The organism is Streptococcus sp. Marseille-Q8145 (assembly GCF_965112035.1).
Genome location: NZ_CBCOPQ010000001.1, coordinates 71261 through 90271 on the forward strand (window position 1 = coordinate 71261; position 19011 = coordinate 90271).

General features: G+C 40.0%; 26 protein-coding genes. All 26 read right to left on the bottom strand.

Going from position 1 to position 19011, the window contains the following annotated elements:
• Positions 1 to 103 precede the first annotated feature (103 nt).
• Positions 104 to 397, bottom strand: coding sequence for a cupin domain-containing protein (locus ACWPVL_RS00390; protein WP_454386113.1), 294 nt, complete (start codon positions 395 to 397; stop codon positions 104 to 106).
• A 211-nt stretch (positions 398 to 608) separates the two neighbouring features.
• Positions 609 to 1211, bottom strand: a complete 603-nt coding sequence (locus ACWPVL_RS00395; RefSeq protein WP_454386115.1) for a hypothetical protein — start codon at positions 1209 to 1211, stop codon at positions 609 to 611.
• 358 nt (positions 1212 to 1569) lie between these two features.
• On the bottom strand, positions 1570 to 2616 hold the full coding sequence (gene rfbB / locus ACWPVL_RS00400; protein ID WP_061909284.1) for a dTDP-glucose 4,6-dehydratase: 1047 nt from the start codon (positions 2614 to 2616) through the stop codon (positions 1570 to 1572).
• Positions 2617 to 2857: 241 nt separating this feature from the next.
• Complete coding sequence (locus ACWPVL_RS00405; protein WP_454386117.1) at positions 2858 to 3451, bottom strand: dTDP-4-dehydrorhamnose 3,5-epimerase family protein; 594 nt, start codon at positions 3449 to 3451, stop codon at positions 2858 to 2860.
• 4 nt (positions 3452 to 3455) lie between these two features.
• Positions 3456 to 4325, bottom strand: coding sequence for a glucose-1-phosphate thymidylyltransferase RfbA (gene rfbA, locus ACWPVL_RS00410; protein ID WP_048791983.1), 870 nt, complete (start codon positions 4323 to 4325; stop codon positions 3456 to 3458).
• Between the two features lie 176 nt (positions 4326 to 4501).
• Complete coding sequence (locus ACWPVL_RS00415) at positions 4502 to 4972, bottom strand: NUDIX domain-containing protein (RefSeq protein ID WP_454386120.1); 471 nt, start codon at positions 4970 to 4972, stop codon at positions 4502 to 4504.
• Between the two features lie 108 nt (positions 4973 to 5080).
• Positions 5081 to 6121, bottom strand: coding sequence for a hypothetical protein (locus ACWPVL_RS00420; protein ID WP_454386122.1), 1041 nt, complete (start codon positions 6119 to 6121; stop codon positions 5081 to 5083).
• Positions 6122 to 6130: 9 nt separating this feature from the next.
• On the bottom strand, positions 6131 to 7234 hold the full coding sequence (locus ACWPVL_RS00425; protein ID WP_454386124.1) for an NAD(P)/FAD-dependent oxidoreductase: 1104 nt from the start codon (positions 7232 to 7234) through the stop codon (positions 6131 to 6133).
• An 11-nt stretch (positions 7235 to 7245) separates the two neighbouring features.
• Complete coding sequence (locus ACWPVL_RS00430) at positions 7246 to 8043, bottom strand: Nif3-like dinuclear metal center hexameric protein (RefSeq protein ID WP_002904723.1); 798 nt, start codon at positions 8041 to 8043, stop codon at positions 7246 to 7248.
• A complete protein-coding gene (locus ACWPVL_RS00435) occupies positions 8030 to 8719 on the bottom strand; it encodes a tRNA (adenine(22)-N(1))-methyltransferase (RefSeq protein WP_454386127.1) in 690 nt (229 codons plus the stop codon). Before ACWPVL_RS00435 ends, ACWPVL_RS00430 begins: the two co-directional genes overlap by 14 nt.
• Positions 8720 to 9098: 379 nt before the next feature.
• Complete coding sequence (locus ACWPVL_RS00440) at positions 9099 to 9716, bottom strand: hypothetical protein (protein WP_454386129.1); 618 nt, start codon at positions 9714 to 9716, stop codon at positions 9099 to 9101.
• Complete coding sequence (locus tag ACWPVL_RS00445; protein WP_454386131.1) at positions 9713 to 10342, bottom strand: hypothetical protein; 630 nt, start codon at positions 10340 to 10342, stop codon at positions 9713 to 9715. Before ACWPVL_RS00445 ends, ACWPVL_RS00440 begins: the two co-directional genes overlap by 4 nt.
• Complete coding sequence (locus ACWPVL_RS00450; protein ID WP_454386133.1) at positions 10339 to 10971, bottom strand: hypothetical protein; 633 nt, start codon at positions 10969 to 10971, stop codon at positions 10339 to 10341. Before ACWPVL_RS00450 ends, ACWPVL_RS00445 begins: the two co-directional genes overlap by 4 nt.
• The gene (locus ACWPVL_RS00455) at positions 10968 to 11576 is read right to left on the bottom strand and encodes a hypothetical protein (RefSeq protein WP_454386135.1); all 609 of its coding nucleotides are present in this window, start codon (positions 11574 to 11576) and stop codon (positions 10968 to 10970) included. The genes ACWPVL_RS00450 and ACWPVL_RS00455 overlap by 4 nt, the downstream gene beginning before the upstream one ends.
• On the bottom strand, positions 11573 to 12199 hold the full coding sequence (locus ACWPVL_RS00460; protein WP_454386137.1) for a hypothetical protein: 627 nt from the start codon (positions 12197 to 12199) through the stop codon (positions 11573 to 11575). Before ACWPVL_RS00460 ends, ACWPVL_RS00455 begins: the two co-directional genes overlap by 4 nt.
• Positions 12196 to 12813, bottom strand: a complete 618-nt coding sequence (locus ACWPVL_RS00465) for a hypothetical protein (protein ID WP_454386139.1) — start codon at positions 12811 to 12813, stop codon at positions 12196 to 12198. The genes ACWPVL_RS00460 and ACWPVL_RS00465 overlap by 4 nt, the downstream gene beginning before the upstream one ends.
• Positions 12810 to 13436 carry a hypothetical protein gene (locus tag ACWPVL_RS00470; protein WP_454386141.1) on the bottom strand — a complete coding sequence of 209 codons (627 nt, stop codon included), beginning with the start codon at positions 13434 to 13436 and terminating at the stop codon, positions 12810 to 12812. Before ACWPVL_RS00470 ends, ACWPVL_RS00465 begins: the two co-directional genes overlap by 4 nt.
• A complete protein-coding gene (locus ACWPVL_RS00475; protein WP_454386143.1) occupies positions 13433 to 14044 on the bottom strand; it encodes a hypothetical protein in 612 nt (203 codons plus the stop codon). The genes ACWPVL_RS00470 and ACWPVL_RS00475 overlap by 4 nt, the downstream gene beginning before the upstream one ends.
• A complete protein-coding gene (locus tag ACWPVL_RS00480; protein WP_454386145.1) occupies positions 14041 to 14670 on the bottom strand; it encodes a hypothetical protein in 630 nt (209 codons plus the stop codon). The genes ACWPVL_RS00475 and ACWPVL_RS00480 overlap by 4 nt, the downstream gene beginning before the upstream one ends.
• On the bottom strand, positions 14667 to 15275 hold the full coding sequence (locus ACWPVL_RS00485) for a hypothetical protein (protein WP_454386147.1): 609 nt from the start codon (positions 15273 to 15275) through the stop codon (positions 14667 to 14669). Before ACWPVL_RS00485 ends, ACWPVL_RS00480 begins: the two co-directional genes overlap by 4 nt.
• Positions 15272 to 15904, bottom strand: a complete 633-nt coding sequence (locus ACWPVL_RS00490; protein WP_454386149.1) for a hypothetical protein — start codon at positions 15902 to 15904, stop codon at positions 15272 to 15274. Before ACWPVL_RS00490 ends, ACWPVL_RS00485 begins: the two co-directional genes overlap by 4 nt.
• Entirely contained in the window at positions 15901 to 16509 is a 609-nt protein-coding gene (locus tag ACWPVL_RS00495) for a hypothetical protein (protein ID WP_454386151.1), read from the bottom strand. Before ACWPVL_RS00495 ends, ACWPVL_RS00490 begins: the two co-directional genes overlap by 4 nt.
• Positions 16506 to 17132 (bottom strand): hypothetical protein, encoded by a 627-nt coding sequence (locus ACWPVL_RS00500; RefSeq protein ID WP_454386153.1) that lies wholly within the window; start codon positions 17130 to 17132, stop codon positions 16506 to 16508. Before ACWPVL_RS00500 ends, ACWPVL_RS00495 begins: the two co-directional genes overlap by 4 nt.
• Positions 17129 to 17764: a hypothetical protein gene (locus tag ACWPVL_RS00505; protein ID WP_454386155.1), complete on the bottom strand. Its 636-nt coding sequence runs from the start codon at positions 17762 to 17764 to the stop codon at positions 17129 to 17131. The genes ACWPVL_RS00500 and ACWPVL_RS00505 overlap by 4 nt, the downstream gene beginning before the upstream one ends.
• Positions 17761 to 18378, bottom strand: a complete 618-nt coding sequence (locus ACWPVL_RS00510; RefSeq protein ID WP_454386157.1) for a hypothetical protein — start codon at positions 18376 to 18378, stop codon at positions 17761 to 17763. The genes ACWPVL_RS00505 and ACWPVL_RS00510 overlap by 4 nt, the downstream gene beginning before the upstream one ends.
• Positions 18375 to 19004, bottom strand: a complete 630-nt coding sequence (locus ACWPVL_RS00515; RefSeq protein ID WP_454386159.1) for a hypothetical protein — start codon at positions 19002 to 19004, stop codon at positions 18375 to 18377. The genes ACWPVL_RS00510 and ACWPVL_RS00515 overlap by 4 nt, the downstream gene beginning before the upstream one ends.
• Positions 19005 to 19011 lie beyond the last annotated feature (7 nt).

The following is a 19011-nucleotide window of genomic DNA, read 5'->3' on the forward strand; positions in this document are numbered from 1 at the left end:
CATAAAATTAGCGACAAAGCCCTCTTGGAAAATAGAATAAAAAAAACTCAAGAAATAGGAAAATTCCTTGAGTTAATGTCGAAAGAGCCTCTGTTCGAGCAGATCACGGATAAAGCAACTGCTGAATCACTAAAACATGGCTCTCTTCTACGCCATATAAACTATGAAGTTCATTCGGCTCCATAGTCAGAAAACTTCCCGGCACCAATTGTACAGTTTCTCCTAAGGCAGTAAAATCCACCTTTCCTTCTAGACAGACAACTGTAACAAGAGCATCTGCGCTATGTTCAGGAATTTGTTTTCCCTTAGCAAGGTGCAAATGGCGGATGAGACGTCCTTGCTCTTCGACCGGAGTTTCAACCACATCAATATTTGGATCTATTGAGTAAAATTTCATCGTTTTCCCTCCTTTTCTTCATTTTAGCATAATTTCAAAGAATTGTAAGAATTTTTTAATATTCCTAATTACTACCTACAAAGTTACAAAATATGGTATTTTCATCATGCTCTATTCAATTAATTTTCTTAAATATAAAAAGATTGAAGAGCATCATCTAAAATAGATCTTTTCTTCAATCTAGAAATTTGTTATAAATTAGATTTCAAAATCATTGAATTCCATAAGCCATACTGATCTGGATTTTAGCAACTCCATTCTGCAGGCTGATTTTGTCAATGCTGAACGGACTCTGCGGCAGAGATAGAAGGAAACTATCTCCCTCCGTCGTGATGGAGGAATTAGGGACCTGCAGTTGCTGCTTCAGCATGCCAGTCACCCAAGATTTAGGGATAGGAAGGATGCCTAGCTTGGCACTATCGATTGTGATGTATAAGGCACTCCCCTTCACCGTCACATCCACTTCTAGATCCAGCTTACTATCAATAAAAAATAGCTTAACCGGATACTGGATGCGCAGCTTATTGCCTTCAATGCTGTAAGCACTGTTCAGCAGCTCCTGATTCTCGCTATCAGTCAGCGAAGACTTGAGAAGCTGATTAAGCTGGACGCTATTGAGAGAGAGCTCTGTGCTGACTCCCTGAGCCGTTACATTAGCATTGTTCAAAGTCGGCTCAATCATGCTTTCCCACGAAGTATTAGCTTGAACATTTTTTAGTTGTTCATTCGGATTGATAGAAGAAGGAACCAGAAATAGCACTGCTGCAAGCAACAGTACCAAAACAATTCCCACCAATCTTTTGATAAATTTCATATCTGTCTTCCTTTACTTTAAGAAATCTCCTTAGCTGAAAACACAAAAAGGATTTATCTCATTTTACACTATTTTTACATCATTTTCTGTAACAAAGAGATTAAAAGACTAACAATCCTATGAAAAAGGCTGGGACAAATAATCCCAGCCTCTTAGTCGCATATCACCTGTATAACAAGAGAGTGGGACAGAAATCGGTAATTCGTTAGAATTCGATTTCGTCGTCCCACCTCCGCACAGTTGAGTAGGGCTGTAAAAGCTGATGAAATCAGCCTAGTAGAGCCCACTCAACCCCTGCGTCTTGCTCGACAATCCAAAGACAATTGAGAGGCTAGGACTTTTGTCCCAGACTCTATTCTTACTTAATCACTTGTTGCGTCTTAGCATAGTTGGCTTCGACTGCTTCTTTTTCAGATTTCCACCAGTCTTGGTTGTCTGTGTACCACTTGATCGTCTCTTTGAGACCTGCTTCAAAGTTGGTGAACTCTGGCTTCCAACCTAGCTCATCACGAAGCTTGCTAGCATCAATAGCATAGCGGAGGTCGTGGCCGGCACGGTCTGTCACATGATCATAAGCGTCAGCTGGTTGTCCCATTTCCTTAAGAATCAGCTCTAGTACTTCCTTGTTATTCTTCTCACCATCAGCACCAATCAAGTAAGTTTCGCCAATTTGACCCTTGGTCAGAATCGTCCAAACGCCTGATGAATGGTCATTGGTATGAATCCAGTCACGGACGTTTTTTCCTTCACCGTAGAGTTTTGGCTTGATACCACTCAAGATATTGGTGATCTGGCGCGGAATGAACTTCTCAATGTGCTGGTAAGGACCATAGTTGTTTGAACAGTTAGAAATCGTCGCTTTCACGCCAAATGAGCGCACCCAAGCTTTAACAATCAAGTCTGAAGCTGCCTTAGTTGAGGAGTAAGGCGAGCTTGGATTGTACTTAGTTTCAGCGGTAAATTTCTCTCCTGGCCCTTCTCCATGACCTGGTAAATCTTCACGCAGAGGCAAGTCTCCATAAACCTCGTCAGTCGACACATGGTGGAAACGAATGTCGTATTTACGTGCTGCTTCCAAGAGTGTGTAAGTTCCGATGAAGTTGGTGTGGATAAATGGACTCGGGTCATTGAGCGAGTTATCATTGTGGCTTTCTGCCGCATAGTGAACGATAGCATCAGCTTCGGAAGCCAGCTTATCTACCAAGGCTGCATCAGCAATATCTCCAACAACCAACTCAACACGGTCGCCTAAAATTTCTTCGATATTGGCACGATTACCCGCGTAAGTCAGCTTGTCCAGCACTGTCACATGGACATCTGGAAAGTTATTATAAACATAGTGGACAAAGTTAGAACCGATAAAACCAGCTCCGCCTGTCACAATAATTTTTTTGTATTCAGTCATTTTTATTCCTTAAACTTTTTTATAATTGCCTTAAGTGGTGGGGACGCAAGCAAACCTCCGGTTTCATTGCTTATTTTTGAGCCTAATGTCTCAAAAATCCCCTGTCATGTAACAAACTAAACAATTTGTTACATGACTTACACCACAGCGGCAATCATTTCTTTAATTCGCTTCGCTCGAATTAAAGCTGAGCTAAATCATATATTTCAGTATCAATTAATGAATCAGAAAAGAAATCTTCTTATAAATCTTCTTTTCTTAGTGGTTTGACATCCTTAAGTAGTGGATGGTTCTTGTCTGCTTCTGAGACTTCTGCTGCTTCTAGATTTTCCCACTGGATGCCTAAAGCTGGGTCTGCATAGTTGACAAAGGCATACTTGGGTTTGAGTTCCAAAGCCCAATAGTCATTCACCAGATAGCTATAGGAAACCGTGTCAGAAAGGACTTGGAAGCCGTTGGCAACGCCACGTGGCACAAAAATCCCCTTGCTGGCATCAATCACTGTCTGGTATGTATTACCAAAGGTCTCACCTTCACGCAGGTCGACCCAAGATCCCAGCACCTTGCCGTCATCTGCAACAGAGATGTACTTGTCCCATGGTTCAGCATGAAGACCACGCAGGACATTTTTACGAGAAAAGCTGACATTATTTTGCAGTTTTCCTTCTGCAAAAAAGCTTTCAGGAAAGCCTAGCGGCAGCATTTTTTCCTTTTGAAAATTTTCCTTAAACCAGCCTCGATTGTCCCCACGCACAGGAATATCAAATTCTAGCATTCCAGGAATTCCGGGAACCTCATGCGCTGCTAATTCCTTATCAAAAAATTGTTCTGTCATCTTCTTATGCTTCTCCAATCAAACGGAGCAAGTATTGTCCGTATTCATTCTTCTTCAACGGCTGCGCCAATTCATGCACTTGCTCTTTAGTGATATAACCCATGCGGTAGGCAATTTCTTCCAGATTTGCCACTTGCACGTTCTGCATACGCTGAACCGTTTCAATATATTGTGCTGCTTCTAAGAGACTTTCGTGGGTACCTGTATCCAACCAAGCAAAACCACGTCCCATGAGCTCAACAGACAAATCACCACGATCCAAGTATGCCTTGTTGACATCAGTGATTTCCAGTTCTCCGCGAGGACTTGGTTTGATGTTCTTGGCAATTTCTACAACATCGTTATCATAGAAATAGAGTCCTGTCACTGCATAGTTAGAGCGCGGCTGTTCTGGTTTTTCTTCGATGGAGATAGCATTCATATTTTCATCAAATTCTACGACACCAAAGCGTTCTGGATCCTTGACATGGTAGCCAAAGACAGTTGCTCCTTTTTCCTTAGCAGCAGCATTTTGGAGCATTTTACTCAAACCTGGGCCATGGTAAATATTATCCCCAAGAATCAGCGCCACGCGGTCATCTCCAATGAAATCAGCCCCAATGATAAAGGCTTGTGCAAGTCCGTCCGGACTTGGCTGCTCTGCATAAGAGAGCTTGATACCAAACTCAGAGCCATCTCCCAGCAGATCCTCAAAACGAGGCAGATCCGTCGGAGTGGAGATAATCAAGATGTCCTTGATACCAGCCAGCATAAGAGTTGACAGTGGATAATAAATCATGGGTTTGTCATAAACCGGCATAAGCTGTTTTGACGCAGCGCGGGTCAATGGGTACAAACGTGTACCAGAACCACCTGCAAGAATAATACCTTTCATATGAGTTTCCTCTCTTAATGTATTCTCCTTATTCTACCATTTTTGAAAGCGGATGTCATCCTTTTCACTCTCTTTAAATAATAGTACATCCCCATGTAAAAAGCCCAGCCAAGAATGCCTGCATAACCACAGGCTGCGATCGTAACCAGTCCCTAACTTCTCCCTATCCTCTCAAATCAATCATACAAAATCGTCTTGGTTTCCCCGATACAGTGTTTTTCCTCATTCCAGTAATGAATCCGCTCGAAAGAGCCTTTCCTCCAGTAGAGAGGCAAACGTTCACGTATGTCGTCCTGCATATCTATTTGATCAAGTTCCGAAATCTTCCACCATTTGGGCTCCCCTTCATGATCGTTTCCCCTGACTTGCCCCTCAAAGGCAGTACAAAGAAAATCGTAATACACATACCGTTCTTTTTTACTCGGATTAGTGAAGCCTGAAATCCCCTTCAATTCCAGTTTTAGAGCAGTCAGCCCTGTTTCTTCTTTTAATTCGCGCCTTGCAGCTTCAAAAAAAGATTCTGGAAACTCCACTTTCCCGCCCGGTTGTATCCACCCTTTAAAGTTATCATGCTGGCGATTAAGCAGTAAAATTTTATCATCTTTTTTTACACAAATATTTACCCAATTCAAAATAGTTTCTGTCATATCAAACCTTCTTTACATAGAACTAGTAACTTTAAGAAAACCTCAATCATGACACTTGCACAACTACAAGCTGTAATTGAAAACAAGCTCCAAAAAATTTATTCCAAGTTAATATTCTTTATTTTGGATAGAAAATCGAACGATCTGATGATTTTGAACAATGACCTCGTATTTACCAAATCCAGAATACTTACTATGTTTCCCGACACTAATAGCCATAAGATAGCGTGCGTTCGGTAGCTTGGTTAAGTCTAGCTGTTCTTGTAAAATCTGCTTGATTTTATCATCATTCTTCTGGTCTTGACCAATACCAATGATAGATCCATCGTCTTGCTCCACGTTCAAAACTACCTTCATTTCAATGGCAAGAGCCTCTTTTTCCAACATATCAGAAATAGGGATTGGATACAAGCCTTGCAAAGGCTGCCCTTCTTCCCGATTCTTTTTTATAAGAGCCTCGTATTCATCAATATTTGGCGCATCCTTATCTATCATAAAATCAAGGGATTCTAGATATAGTTTCTTCTTATCTGTCCTTGTAAAACCATCTTTTACAGTCTCTAAAGTTTCACTATAACCCGGACTCAGCTCAAGTCCCCTATAAGCGATACTAGGGAAAGCTTGATAAATAGCATCTCCCTTTTCAAGCTGTAGGTCAATATCCGTTTTTCCATATTTCTCATCCCGAGAGGTGTAATACTCAATTCGGTCACCGATCTTAACCGTTTTCCCCTCAATTTCCTCAGAATACTCAGCACTGATTAAATAACCAGCAAAAGAGGTATAGTTTTTATTAGCATCTATAACTCTGACCGTTCCTTCAAATCCACTCTGCTTATAAGAGCGCTGAACAGCCTGTACCATTTCATATTTCGGTACTCGTACAAAAATTCCCCATATATCTATGAAATTCGAAAACATAGAAACAAGAGCCATAAGAAAAACGATCGCCACACTAGATAGGAAGCAGCCCAAAACTCCAAAACCTATTTTCTTTTTTGTATTCTTTGCTAGTTCCTGATTTCCTCCATTATTTTGAGCAACAAGAGGATGTTGAGAACGACTTTTGTGTCTAGCAAATAGAATAAGTGGGATTGAAATTGATATTGATATTACTAGTAAAAGTAAAATGAGAAATATTATAATCATTTGTTTTCCTTAAGTGCCTTCTTCTTTCTCCACGTACCGTTCAATAGGATAGTCAGATGGATCTAGCAGTCCTGCTTCTCCTAAAGCCATCTGGGCCAATTGGCGTCCGATGAGCGGGCCAGTTGTCAGACCAGAAGAGCCTAGACCGCTGGCTGCGTAGACATGCGGTAAGTCTGGCACAGCGCCAAAGAAAGGGGAAAAGTCGCTGGTATAAGCTCGTGTTCCCACGCGCTCGCCTAGAATCTCTGCTTTAGACAGCCTTGGCAAATAAGTTTCCGCTTCTTGCTGCATCTGATCCAGCACCGTCTTATCAACTGTCAAATCAAAGCCCTGATCATTTTCATGACTGGCACCGACGCTGACCTTGCCTGCCAGAAAGGGAATGATATCCAGCTCACCCTCAGGCATCACAACAGGGTAGTCATCTGTCTGCTCAGCCAGCTTGAAATCACGTAACTGTCCCTTTTGTGGCCGAACATCTGTCTTATAGCTCAGTGGCTGCAAGATTTCTCCCAGCCAAGCCCCCACAGCTAAGATGACACAGTCAAATCTACGGCCATCCACCAGAAGTTGCTCTGCATCTACTGTCAATCTTACCTTTTTCTCAACCAACTCTGCCTTGCTGGCTTTCAGAAGTGTCTCCGTCAAGAGTGCTCCCTCCACACGGGCACCACCGGAAGCATAAAGAAGCCTCTCAAAGCCTTGCAAGTCTGGAAATTTCTCATGGGCTTCCTGAAGGCTGAGAAGACTCAAGTCCCCTATTAAGGGCGACTCTTCACGACGATTAGCAGCCAAATCATAAAGCTCCTGCAGCTTGCTCTCATCCTTTTTCAGCAGATAAACACCTGTCTGTTGGTAAAAGTCTGTCTGGATTCCAGCATCTTTCAGTTCCGCAATCAAGTCCTGATAAAAATCAGCGCCCAGACGTGCCATCCTATACCAAGCCTTATTGCGACGCTTGGAAAACCAAGGACTGATAATGCCAGCGGCTGCCTTGGTTGCCTGCCCCTTGCCGTCATCAAAGACAATCACTTCCACATCCGGGGATTTGGACAGATAGTAAGCTGCTGTTGATCCGACAATCCCAGCACCAATTACTGCTACTTTTTTCATGTCGCTCCCTCTCAAATATGTCGGAAAGGATTGGTCCAAGCCTGACTAGCCAGAATCTCAATCTCCCATCCTTCTTCTGCCTTCCAAGTATCAAGCTTTTCTTTCAATTTTCCCGTAAAAAGAACCTCGATATGGTGTCCAGGATCCAGCGCTAAAAGCCCTTCTGTCAGCATTTCCTGGGCTGTGTGATAGTAAATATCGCCAGTTATATAGACCTGCGCTCCCTTGGCAATGGCCTCTTGATAAAAGGACTGACCACTGCCACCACAAATAGCTACACGCTCAATCATACGATTGAGATCCGCTTTTTCATAAGTGACCATACGCAAACTATCTAGTCCAAAAGTTGCCTTGACCTTGGCCGCAAAGTCCCCAAAGGTCTGAGGAGCAATCTTTCCCACACGACCAATACCGTGTTCTGAACTCGTTTGACTGAGAAAGCTTGTCTCTTTAATATCCAATAACTGGCAGAACCAGTCATTAAGACCGTCCTCCACAACATCGATATTGGTATGACTGACATAAACAGCAATATCATGCTTGATGAGGTCTAAAACGATTTGATTTTGTGCCTTATCCGCTACTAGGTCCTTAAGTGGGCGAAAAATAGGCGCATGCTTAACGATAATCAGTCCAGCATTTGCCTCAATAGCCTCCACCACCGTTTGCTCACGAATATCCAATGCCACTAGAACCTTGTCCACTTCCTTATCCAAGGTCCCGATTTGCAGGCCTGAAATGTCGCCCTCCATGGACAGTTCTTGCGGGCAATAGGCTTCATAACGGGCGATGATTTCACTTGCTAGCATGGAGCACCTCCTTGATACTTTCAATTTTTTGGGACATAGCAGAGCGTTCTAGCTCATTTTTTTCTGGGATATGGGCTAGAGCTCCTTCTAGTTTCTTCAGTTCTTTCTGCCATCTTAGCTGAAAAACAGACGATTTCTGTTCTAGCAGGAAAGGACCAAAACGCACTTCTTGCTCTGTCAAAGTTTGCTGACCTGCTTCTGCCACTAGGATCTCATAAAACTTCCCTGCCTCTTCTAAGATATCCTCAGCCAGCAAGCGAAAGCCGTTAGATATCAGCCAGTTGCGAAGCTCATCCTCTCGGTTATTTGGTTGCAAAATCAAGCGGGAAATAGACCCAAGCTTAGCTCTGCCATTTTCCAAAATCTCTGAAATCAAGCGGCCACCCATGCCAGCAATAACGATGGTGTCAATCTGATCTTCCACTTCAAAGGCCTCTAGACCATTGGCCAAGCGAACCTCAATCTGCTTCGTCAATCCATGCTCCGCCACATTTTTCTGGGCATACTGAAAAGGCCCCTCTACCACTTCTCCGGCCAGAGCCTTCTCAATCCGTCCCTGCTGGATCAGGTAAATAGGCAGATAGGCGTGATCGCTTCCAACATCCAGCAGCCTTGCCCCATCCGGTACAAAAGCAGCTACTCGCTCCAAGCGTTGGGAAATAGTCTTTTTTTGCATTGCTTACTCTTTTCTAAACATTCTTCTATTTAGTATATCATTTCTGTATCATCAAGTGAAATTATTTTGTTTTAGCCATTTGTACCTTCTATCTAAATTAAGCTTTCCCATCAAATTGTTTAACACTTATAGAATAGGGAGTTTTTTCTCAATAGCAAGAGGAGTAAAGGTATCCCCTTCAACATTATAAGTAACACCCACCTCTTATCGACAGTGCCTTTCCTCAAGGATAAATTTGAGAAAAAATCTTCTTGCAATGCATCATTATTCCCAGCATTTGAGTAAGAAACCTGCTCATCCTCTGGAAACCACATTTTACGAGCTAGTTCCAAATAACCATAAGGTATCTTTTTTGTATAATCGCCTTTTATATAAATTCTCACTCGTCTTCCTCTTCGTCATAAACACGTTCTCCGTGGATTTTGATATATTCTTCCCACCCTCTGTGTAATTCATCCCAAAGTGGTTCATCAACCGCCTCCATAATCTCTAGTTCCTCCAAACTAATATCAACCGCTTCGTCGTAGGTCAAATTCAGCAAGTCTATATGTTTCGTTTTAAATTCTTCAATACTCAGCCATGTTTCTTTGTCGTCTTCGCTGATTTGACCGTCAATGGCAGATGCTACCTCAATCGCCATAATATACATAGCACGCTTGTCAACCGTTAAAATATCTAGATGAGTGGAAATAATTCGCAAATAATCACCTTTCTCACGCCCATCGCTTTCATAAGAATTTTCTAGATCCAATGTCAAGTTTTCATATTCAAATGTCTTCCAAGGGTTTATATTTGTATTAAAATTTGCACTCTCCCAACGTTCGTCATTATATTTAAATTTATCCAACCGTAAATTCAAATGTAAATCTTCATCCCAAGCATAGGAAAAATCGAGTGGAATTCCTTTTCGCTCTTTGAACCACATCTTTTGAGCTATTTCTTTAAACTCTTCATAAAAATCAGTCTTGGTGTAATCACCTTTAATATAAATTCTCACTCATCTTCCTCATCGTCATAAACACGTTCACCATGAATCTTGATATATTCTTCACGAAGACGTTCTTCTTCTTCCCATAAAGGATCTCTTACTGGCACCATTGTCTTTAATTCTTCGAAACTAATTTCAACCGCTTCATCATAAGTCAGTGAAAGAACATCCTTATGTAGCTCCTTAAAAGTCTCTACATCCAACCATGTCTCTTTGTCATCCTCGCTGATATCCCCATCTATTGCACTCGCAACCTCGACCGCCATAATGTATAAAGCACGTTTATCTACTGTTAAAACATCTATATGAGATGTTGCGATACGTAGATAATCTCCACGTTCTCTCCACTCTGTAATGAAAGTTTTTTCAAATTCAAGGGATATATTTTCATATTTATAGGAATTCCACGGATTTTTTAAATCATAAGAGGGAATATTATTCCATCTTGAGTCAAAAAAACGCCATTTATCAAAGCTTACTACAAAGTAAAAATCATCTTGTAACATCTCATCATCACCGACGTTTGAGTATGTAATAGGATGACCATGCCACTCCTTAAACCACATTTTCCAAACAAGCTCTCTTGTCGTGAAGGTTATTTTTTTATTAAAATCACTTTTGATGTAAATTCTCACTCGTCTTCCTCATCGTCGTAAACTCGTTCACCATGGATGGCTATGTACTCTTCACGTTTTCTATCTAATTCTTCCCAGATGGGATCGTCAATAGCATCAATCGTCTGAATTTCTTCCAGACTCATCTCATTGGCCTCGTCAAAGGTTAGAGATAGAATATCCTCGTGCTTTTTCTTAAATTCCTCAATCGTTAGCCATGTTTTCTTATCATCTTCGCTGATTTGACCGTTAAAGATTGTGGCAATCTCAATAGCCATGATATAGAACGCTCTTTTATCAATAGTAAGTAGTTCAAGATGGGTAGAAGCCAGACGCAGACAGTCTCCGTTTTCTCGAAAATCTGTTACATAAGCATCTTCAAAATCTAAATTCAAACATTCATCAATTTGTGAATAAAAACGATATTTTATCCCTTCTTGAATAGGTACTACAGACCAGCGCTCATCACATTCTTGCTTATTTAGTTTTAGATGAATGGCTATATCATTCCCATCTCTGATTTGAAGAAAACCAGAATAGGAGAGAGGGATACCTTCTCCTTGATAACTTTCAAACCACATTCTCTTCGCTAGTTCTAAGTAATCAAACGGAATTTCTTTGGTATAGTCACCTTTTATATATAGTCTCATAAATCTGAGATATCCCCTCCGTGTGCTAGTACATATTCTTTTCGACGTTCAGCTTCTTCCGCCCAAAGAGGGTCGTCTACCACATCCATCGTTTGAATTTCAGTCAAACTTAGTTCATTTGCTTCTTCAAAAGTCAGAGATAGAATAGCCACGTGCTTTTTCTTAAATTCCTCGACTGTTAGCCATGTCTTCTTATTATCTTCGCTAATTTGCCCATCAATCACCTTTGCAATCTCAAGCGCCATAATGTACATGGCTCGTTTATCAACTGTCAAAACTTCTAGATGGGTGGTTAAAATACGGAGATAGTCTCCCTTTTCATTATAATCCGTAGCAAACGCATCTTCAAACTCTATCTCAATACATTCCTCAATATGTGAAAAGAGACTTCGTACCCCTTCCTTTAGTGGGACACTAGACCATCGCTTATCTGCAGTACTTTTCCTCAAGGATAAATTTACAGAAAAATCTTCTTGTAATGCATCATTATTCCCAGCATTTGAGTAAGAAATTTGCTCATCTTCTGGAAACCACATTTTACCAGCAAGTTCTAAATAACCATAAGGTACTTTTTTTGTATAATCGCCTTTTAGGTATAATTTCATTCGTCCTCGTCGTCCAACTCCACTTCACCATAGATTTTGATGTATTCTTCATTTCTGCGGTCATCTTCTGCCCAAACCGGGTCTCTCACATCGTCCATAAACGGAATTTCTTCCAAACTCAGCTCATTAGCCTGTTCATAACTCATCGAAAGGATATCCTCATGCCGGTTTTTAAATTCCTCCACACTTAACCAGCTCTCTTTATCATCTTCGCTAATCTGACCATCAATGGCAGTCGCAATTTCAATCGCCATAATATAGAAGGCACGTTTATCAACAGTGAGAAGGTCAAGGTGGGTAGAAGCTAAACGTAGACAGTCTCCTTTTTCTCGATAGTCTGTTGCTGGATTATCTTCAAAATCTAATTCAAGGTTTTCATATACATGACTTCCAAATTCGTTGGTAATCCCTTCTTTCAACTGAACATTATTCCATCTATTATCATGCATCCACTTATTTAATTTTAAGTGAATAGTTGGGTCTGTTTTAAATGGGCGAGTATTTCCAAAATAAGAAAAATCTACTCGTTTACCATCTTTAGTATCAAACCACATTCTCTTCGCTAGTTCTAAATAATCAAACGGAATTTCTTTGGTGTAATCACCTTTAAGATATAGTCTCACTCGTATTCCTCATCGTCATTCAACTCTACCTCTCCATGGATTCGGATATACTCCTCGCGCTTCCTATCCAATTCTTCCCAGAGGGGCTCCTCAGTGGTTTTCATAGCCTTTATCTCTTCCAAACTAATATCAACCGCTTCGTCGTAGGTCAAATTCAGCAGGTCTGCATGTTTCGTTTTAAATTCTTCAATACTCAGCCATGTTTCTTTGTCGTCTTCGCTGATTTGGCCGCCAATGGCAGATGCTACCTCAACCGCCATGATATAGAGAGCTCGCTTATCAACCGTTAGAATATCCTTATGAGTCGTGATGATTCGAAGATAGTCTCCTTTTTCTCGTCCATCACTTTCATAAGAATCTTCAAAATTTAAATTTAAATTTTCACGCTTAAAAGTCGCCCAAGAGTCTTTTCCTATTCTAAAATCAGCCATTCCCCAACGCTCATCATTTGAAGAAAATTTATCCAAACTAACGCTAAAATAGAAATCATCATCACGTGCGTAAGAAAAACCAACCTGCACTCCCTTACATTCCTTGAACCACATTTTCCAAGGATATTCCATACAGTTTTGGTATATACTAGTTTCGTAGTTACCTTTAAGATATAGTCTCACTCGTCGTCCTCATCGTCATAAACACGTTCGCCATGGATAGCTATGTATTCTTCACGCTTCTTATCCAATTCTTCCCAGATGGGTTCGTCAATAGCGTCAATCGTCTGAATTTCTTCTAAGCTCATCTCATTTGCTTCATCAAAAGTCAGAGATAAGATATCTTGGTGCTTTTCCTTGAATTCCTCGACTGTTAGCCATGTTTTCTTATCATCTTCACTAATTTTCCCATCAATCGCAGTCGCAATTTCGAGTGCCATAATATACATAGCTCGTTTATCAACTGTTAATACATCTAGATAATTCGAAGCGATTCTTAGATATTTTCCCTTTTCTCTACCGTCGCTTTCATAACTTCCTTCATAATCCAAATCAATATTTTCATACAATTGGGAATTGATTGCACTGCCACCTTTAACCTTTTCATCTTTCCAACGAGAACCACTTGCTCCCCACTTATCTAGCCGTAAAGATAGATAGAAGTCATCTTGTAGCATCTCATCATCTCCGACATTTGAGAAACTTATTTTTTGACCATTTCTTTCTTTAAACCACATCTTCCATGCGAGTTCTCTGTACCCAAATGGCACTTTTCTAGTATAATCGCCTTTTAAATATAATTTCATTCTTCCTCGTCGTCCAACTCTACCTCTCCATGGATTTGGATATACTCCTCGCGCTTCCTATCCAATTCTTCCCAGAGTGGCTCGTCAATGGCTTTCATAACCTTTATCTCTTCTAAACTAATATCGACTTCTTCGTCGTAGGTCAAATTCAGCAGGTCTGCATGTTTCGTTTTAAATTCTTCAATACTCAGCCATGTTTCTTTGTCGTCTTCGCTGATTTGACCGTCAATGGCAGATGCTACTTCAATCGCCATGATATAGAGAGCTCGCTTATCAACCGTTAGAATATCCTTATGAGTCGTGATGATTCGAAGATAGTCTCCTTTTTCTCGCCCATCGCTTTCATAGGAATCTTCACAATCCAATATTAGATACTCATATTTAAATGAACTCCATAGATTATCTCCTATTTTAAAATCAGTCATTCCCCAACGCTCATCATTTGAAGAAAATTTATCCAAACTAACACTAAAATAGAAGTCATCATCACGTGCATAAGAAAATCCAACTTTCACTCCCTTACGTTCCTTGAACCACATTTTCCAAGGATATTCCATACAGTTTTGGTAAATACTAGTTTCGTAGTTGCCTTTAAGATATAGTCTCACTCATCTTCCTCATCGTCGTAAACTCGTTCGCCATGGATTTTGATGTATTCTTCACGAAGGCGTTCTTCCTCTTCCCATAGAGGATCTCTTACCGGTACCATTGTCTTTAATTCTTCCAAACTGATTTCAACAGCTTCATCATAAGTCAGTGAAAGAACATCCTTGTGATATTTCTTAAATTCTTCTACACTTAGCCAACTTTGCTTGCCGTCTTCGCTAATCTGACCATCAATGGCAGATGCTACTTCAGTTGCCATAATGTATAAAGCGCGCTTGTCGACCGTCAAAATATCTACATGAGTTGAGGCAATTCGAAGAAACTCTCCTTTTTCGCGGTCGTCGGAAATAAAGGCATGTTCAAATTCAAGTTCAATATCTTCATATTGCAAGGACAACCAAGGATTGCTCGGAATTATAAAAGGAGCCTTATCCCATCTTTCGTCAACTGAAGCCCATTTGCGCAACTCTGCTCCGAAATAAAAATCTTCTTGCAGCATCTCATCATCACCAACGTTGGAGTAACTTATTTTCTTGCCATTCCGTTCCTTAAACCACATCTTCCAAACTAGTTCTCTAGTAGTAAATGTTATTTTTTTAGCATAATCACCTTTGATGTATAGTCTCATAAATCTGAGATATCGCCTCCATGTGCTAGTATATATTCTTTTCGACGAGTGGCTTCTTCCTCCCAAAGAGGGTCATCTACCACATCCATCATTTGAATTTCAGTCAAACTTCGTTCATTTGCTTCTTCAAAAGTTAGAGATAGAATAGCCTCGTGCTTTTTCCTAAACTCCTCGACTGTTAGCCATGTCTTCTTATTATCCTCGCTAATTTGCCCGTCAATCACCTTTGCAATCTCAAGCGCCATAATGTACATGGCACGTTTATCAACTGTTAAAACTTCTAGATGGCTGGTTAAAATACGGAGATAGTCTCCCTTTTCATTATAATCCGTAGCGAATGCATTTTCAAACTCTATCTCAATACATTCGTCAAGATGTGAAAAGAGTCTTCGTACCCCTTCCTTTAGGGGGACACTAGACCATCTCTTATCGGCAGTGCCTTTCCTCAAGGATAAATTTGAGAAAAAATCTTCTTGTAATGCATCATTGTTCCCAGCATTTGAGTAAGAAACTTGCTCATCTTCTGGAAACCACATTTTACCAGCTAGTTCTAAATAACCATAAGGTACTCTTTTTGTATAATCATCTTTGATATAGAGTCTCACTCATCTTCCTCATCGTCATAAATACGTTCACCATGGATAGCTATGTATTCTTCACGTTTTCTATCCAACTCTTCCCAGATGGGATCGTCAATAGCGTCAATCGTCTGAATTTCTTCCAAACTTATCTCATTTGCTTCATCAAAAGTTAGAGATAAGATATCTTGGTGCTTTTCCTTGAATTCCTCGACTGTTAACCATGTTTTCTTATCATCTTCGCTAATTTGTCCATTAAAGATTGTGGCAATCTCAATGGCCATGATATAGAACGCTCTTTTATCAAGAGTGAGCAGTTCAAGATGGGTAGAAGCGAGACGCAAACAGTCTCCATTTTCTCGAAAATCTGTTACATAAGCATCTTCATAATCTAAATTCAAATATTCATCAATTTGTGAATAAAAACGATACTTTATCCCTTCTTGAATAGGTACTTTAGACCAGCGCTCATCACATTCTTGCTTATTTAGTTTTAGATGAATGGCTATATCATTCCCATCTCTGATTTGAAGAAAACCAGAATAGGAGAGAGGGATACCTTCTCCTTGATAACTTTCAAACCACATTCTCTTCGCTAGTTCTAAGTAATCAAACGGAATTTCTTTGGTATAGTCACCTTTTATATATAGTCTCATAAATCTGAGATATCCCCTCCGTGTGCTAGTACATATTCTTTTCGACGTTCAGCTTCTTCCGCCCAAAGAGGGTCGTCTACCACATCCATCGTTTGAATTTCAGTCAAACTTAGTTCATTTGCTTCTTCAAAAGTCAGAGATAGAATAGCCACGTGCTTTTTCTTAAATTCCTCGACTGTTAGCCATGTCTTCTTATTATCTTCGCTAATTTGCCCATCAATCACCTTTGCAATCTCAAGCGCCATAATGTACATGGCTCGTTTATCAACTGTCAAAACTTCTAGATGGGTGGTTAAAATACGGAGATAGTCTCCCTTTTCATTATAATCCGTAGCAAACGCATCTTCAAACTCTATCTCAATACATTCCTCAATATGTGAAAAGAGACTTCGTACCCCTTCCTTTAGGGGGACACTAGACCATCTCTTATCGGCAGTGCCTTTCCTCAAGGATAAATTTACAGAAAAATCTTCTTGTAATGCATCATTGTTCCCTGCATTTGAGTAAGATACTTGCTTTTCTTCTGGAAACCACATTTTGCCAGCTAGTTCCAAATAACCATAAGGTACTCTTTTTGTATAATCGCCTTTTAAGTATAATTTCATTCGTCCTCGTCGTCCAACTCCACTTCTCCATGAATTTGGATGTATTCTTCATTCCTGCGGTCATCTTCTTCCCAAACTGGGTCTCTCACATCATCCATAAACGGAATTTCTTCAAGACTCAGCTCATTAGCCTGTTCATAACTCATCGAAAGGATATCCTCATGCCGGTTTTTAAATTCCTCCACACTTAACCAGCTCTCTTTATCATCTTCGCTAATCTGACCATCAATAGCAGTCGCAATTTCAATGACCATAATATACATAGCTCGTTTATCAACAGTGAGAAGGTCAAGGTGCTTAGAAGCAATTCTTAAACATTCACCTTTCTCACGAAAATCCGACATGATAGCATCTTCATAGTCTAACTGTATATATTCTGACTTATGGGATAAAAAATCATATTTTATCACTTCCTTAATCTGAACACTTTTCCATCTATCATCATGAGTTTCCTTGTCTAATTCTAAGTGAATAGAAAGTTTCTCAATTGGTAGTTCTAGATACCCAGCATACGACAAATCCGGCTCTATTCCATCTTTTTCCTCAAACCACATTCTTTTCGCTAATTCTAAATAATCAAACGGAATTTCTTTTGTGTAATCACCTTTAAGATATAGTCTCACTCGTCTTCCTCATCGTCATCATAAACTACCTCTCCATGGATTCGGATATACTCCTCGCGCTTCCTATCCAATTCTTCCCAGATGGGATCGTCAATAGCGTCAATCGTTTGAATTTCTTCCAAACTCAGCTCATTTGCTTCCTCAAAGGTTAGAGATAAGATATCTTCGTGTTTTTTCTTGAATTCCTCGATTGTTAACCATGTTTTCTTGTCATCTTCGCTAATTTGTCCGTTAAAGATTGTAGCAATCTCAATTGCCATGATATAGAAAGCTCTTTTATCAAGAGTGAGCAATTCAAGATGGGTAGAAGCCAAACGCAAACAGTCTCCATTTTCGCGAAAATCAGTTACATAAGCATGCTCAAATTCCAAATTTAGGTCTTCATCAATTTGTGAATAAAAACGATATTTTAGCCCTTCTTGTATCGGAACATGCAACCAACGTTCATCATAATCCTGTTTATCTAGTTTTAGATGAATTGCTATATCATTCCTATCTCTGATTTGACGAAAACCAGAATAGGAGAGAGGGATGCTTTCTCCTTGATAATTTTCAAACCACATCTTTTTCGCTAGTTCTAAATAATCAAACGGAATTTCTTTTGTGTAATCACCTTTTATATAAATTATCACTCGTCTTCCTCATCGTCATCCAACTCCACTTCTCCATGAATTCGAATGTACTCTTCACGCTTCCTATCCAATTCTTCCCAAAGGGGTTCATCAATCGCCTCCATAACCTCTAGTTCTTCCAAACTAATATCGACTGCTTCATCGTAGGTCAAGTTCAGCAAGTCTGCATGTTGCGTTTTGAATTCTTCAATACTCAACCATGTTTCTTTGTCGTCTTCGCTAATTTGACCGTCAATAGCAGATGCTACCTCAATCGCCATGATATAGAGTGCTCGCTTATCAACCGTTAGAATATCCTTATGAGTCGTGATTATTCGAAGACAGTCTCCTTTTTCTCGCCCATCACTTTCATAGGAATCTTCAAAATCCAATATTAGATACTCATATTTAAATGAATTCCATGGATTATCTCCTATTTTAAAATCAGTCACTCCCCAGCGCTCATCATTGGAAGAAAATTTATCCAAACTAACGCTAAAATAGAAATCATCATCACGTGCATAAGAAAAACCAACTTTCACTCCCTTACGTTCCTTGAACCACATTTTCCAAGGATATTCCATACAGGCTTGATAGATACTAGTTTCGTAGTTGCCTTTAAGATATAGTCTCACTCGTCTTCCTCGTCGTCATAAACTCGTTCACCATGGATTTTAATATATTCTTCGCGAAGCCGTTCTTCTTCTTCCCATAGCGGATCTCTTACTGGTATCATTGTCTTTAATTCTTCCAAACTAATTTCAACCGCTTCATCATAAGTCAGTGAAAGAACATCCTTGTGCAACTCCTTAAATGTCTCTACATCCATCCAGGTCTGCTTGTCATCCTCACTGATCTGCCCGTCAATAGCAGAAGCTACCTCGACTGCCATGATATACATAGCACGTTTATCTACGGTTAAAACATCTATATGGGATGTTGCGATACGTAGATAATCTCCACGTTCTCTCCACTCTGTAATGAAAGTTTTTTCAAATTCAAGTGTTATACTCTCATATTCCAAAGACAACCAAGGATTACTAGGAATTATAAAAGGAGCCTTATCCCATCTTTCGTCAACTGAAGACCATTTGTGTAACCGAACACCAAAGTAAAAATCATCCTGTAACATAGCATCATCACCAACATTGGAGAAACTTATTTTCTTGCCATTCCGTTCCTTAAACCACATCTTCCAAACAAGCTCTCTAGTTGTGAAGTCTATTTTTTTCGTAAAATTACTTTTAATATATAGTTTCATATTCCCT

Excerpts from the sequence above, each read along its gene's own strand:
- ACWPVL_RS00515 (WP_454386159.1), bottom strand. The coding sequence starts at position 19,004 with ATGAAACTATATATTAAAAGTAATTTTACGAAAAAAATAGACTTCACA.
- ACWPVL_RS00435 (WP_454386127.1), bottom strand. The coding sequence starts at position 8,719 with ATGCAAAAAAAGACTATTTCCCAACGCTTGGAGCGAGTAGCTGCTTTT.
- ACWPVL_RS00390 (WP_454386113.1), bottom strand. The coding sequence starts at position 397 with ATGAAATTTTACTCAATAGATCCAAATATTGATGTGGTTGAAACTCCG.
- ACWPVL_RS00415 (WP_454386120.1), bottom strand. The coding sequence starts at position 4,972 with ATGACAGAAACTATTTTGAATTGGGTAAATATTTGTGTAAAAAAAGAT.
- ACWPVL_RS00455 (WP_454386135.1), bottom strand. The coding sequence starts at position 11,576 with ATGAAATTATACCTAAAAGGCGATTATACAAAAAAAGTACCTTATGGT.
- ACWPVL_RS00470 (WP_454386141.1), bottom strand. The coding sequence starts at position 13,436 with ATGAAATTATATTTAAAAGGCGATTATACTAGAAAAGTGCCATTTGGG.
- ACWPVL_RS00420 (WP_454386122.1), bottom strand. The coding sequence starts at position 6,121 with ATGATTATAATATTTCTCATTTTACTTTTACTAGTAATATCAATATCA.
- ACWPVL_RS00480 (WP_454386145.1), bottom strand. The coding sequence starts at position 14,670 with ATGAGACTATACATCAAAGGTGATTATGCTAAAAAAATAACATTTACT.
- ACWPVL_RS00425 (WP_454386124.1), bottom strand. The coding sequence starts at position 7,234 with ATGAAAAAAGTAGCAGTAATTGGTGCTGGGATTGTCGGATCAACAGCA.
- ACWPVL_RS00490 (WP_454386149.1), bottom strand. The coding sequence starts at position 15,904 with ATGAGACTATATATAAAAGGTGACTATACCAAAGAAATTCCGTTTGAT.
- ACWPVL_RS00395 (WP_454386115.1), bottom strand. The coding sequence starts at position 1,211 with ATGAAATTTATCAAAAGATTGGTGGGAATTGTTTTGGTACTGTTGCTT.
- ACWPVL_RS00430 (WP_002904723.1), bottom strand. The coding sequence starts at position 8,043 with ATGCTAGCAAGTGAAATCATCGCCCGTTATGAAGCCTATTGCCCGCAA.
- ACWPVL_RS00495 (WP_454386151.1), bottom strand. The coding sequence starts at position 16,509 with ATGAAATTATACTTAAAAGGCGATTATACAAAAAGAGTACCTTATGGT.
- rfbA (WP_048791983.1), bottom strand. The coding sequence starts at position 4,325 with ATGAAAGGTATTATTCTTGCAGGTGGTTCTGGTACACGTTTGTACCCA.
- ACWPVL_RS00450 (WP_454386133.1), bottom strand. The coding sequence starts at position 10,971 with ATGAGACTATATATAAAAGGTGACTATACCAAAGAAATTCCGTTTGAT.
- ACWPVL_RS00405 (WP_454386117.1), bottom strand. The coding sequence starts at position 3,451 with ATGACAGAACAATTTTTTGATAAGGAATTAGCAGCGCATGAGGTTCCC.
- rfbB (WP_061909284.1), bottom strand. The coding sequence starts at position 2,616 with ATGACTGAATACAAAAAAATTATTGTGACAGGCGGAGCTGGTTTTATC.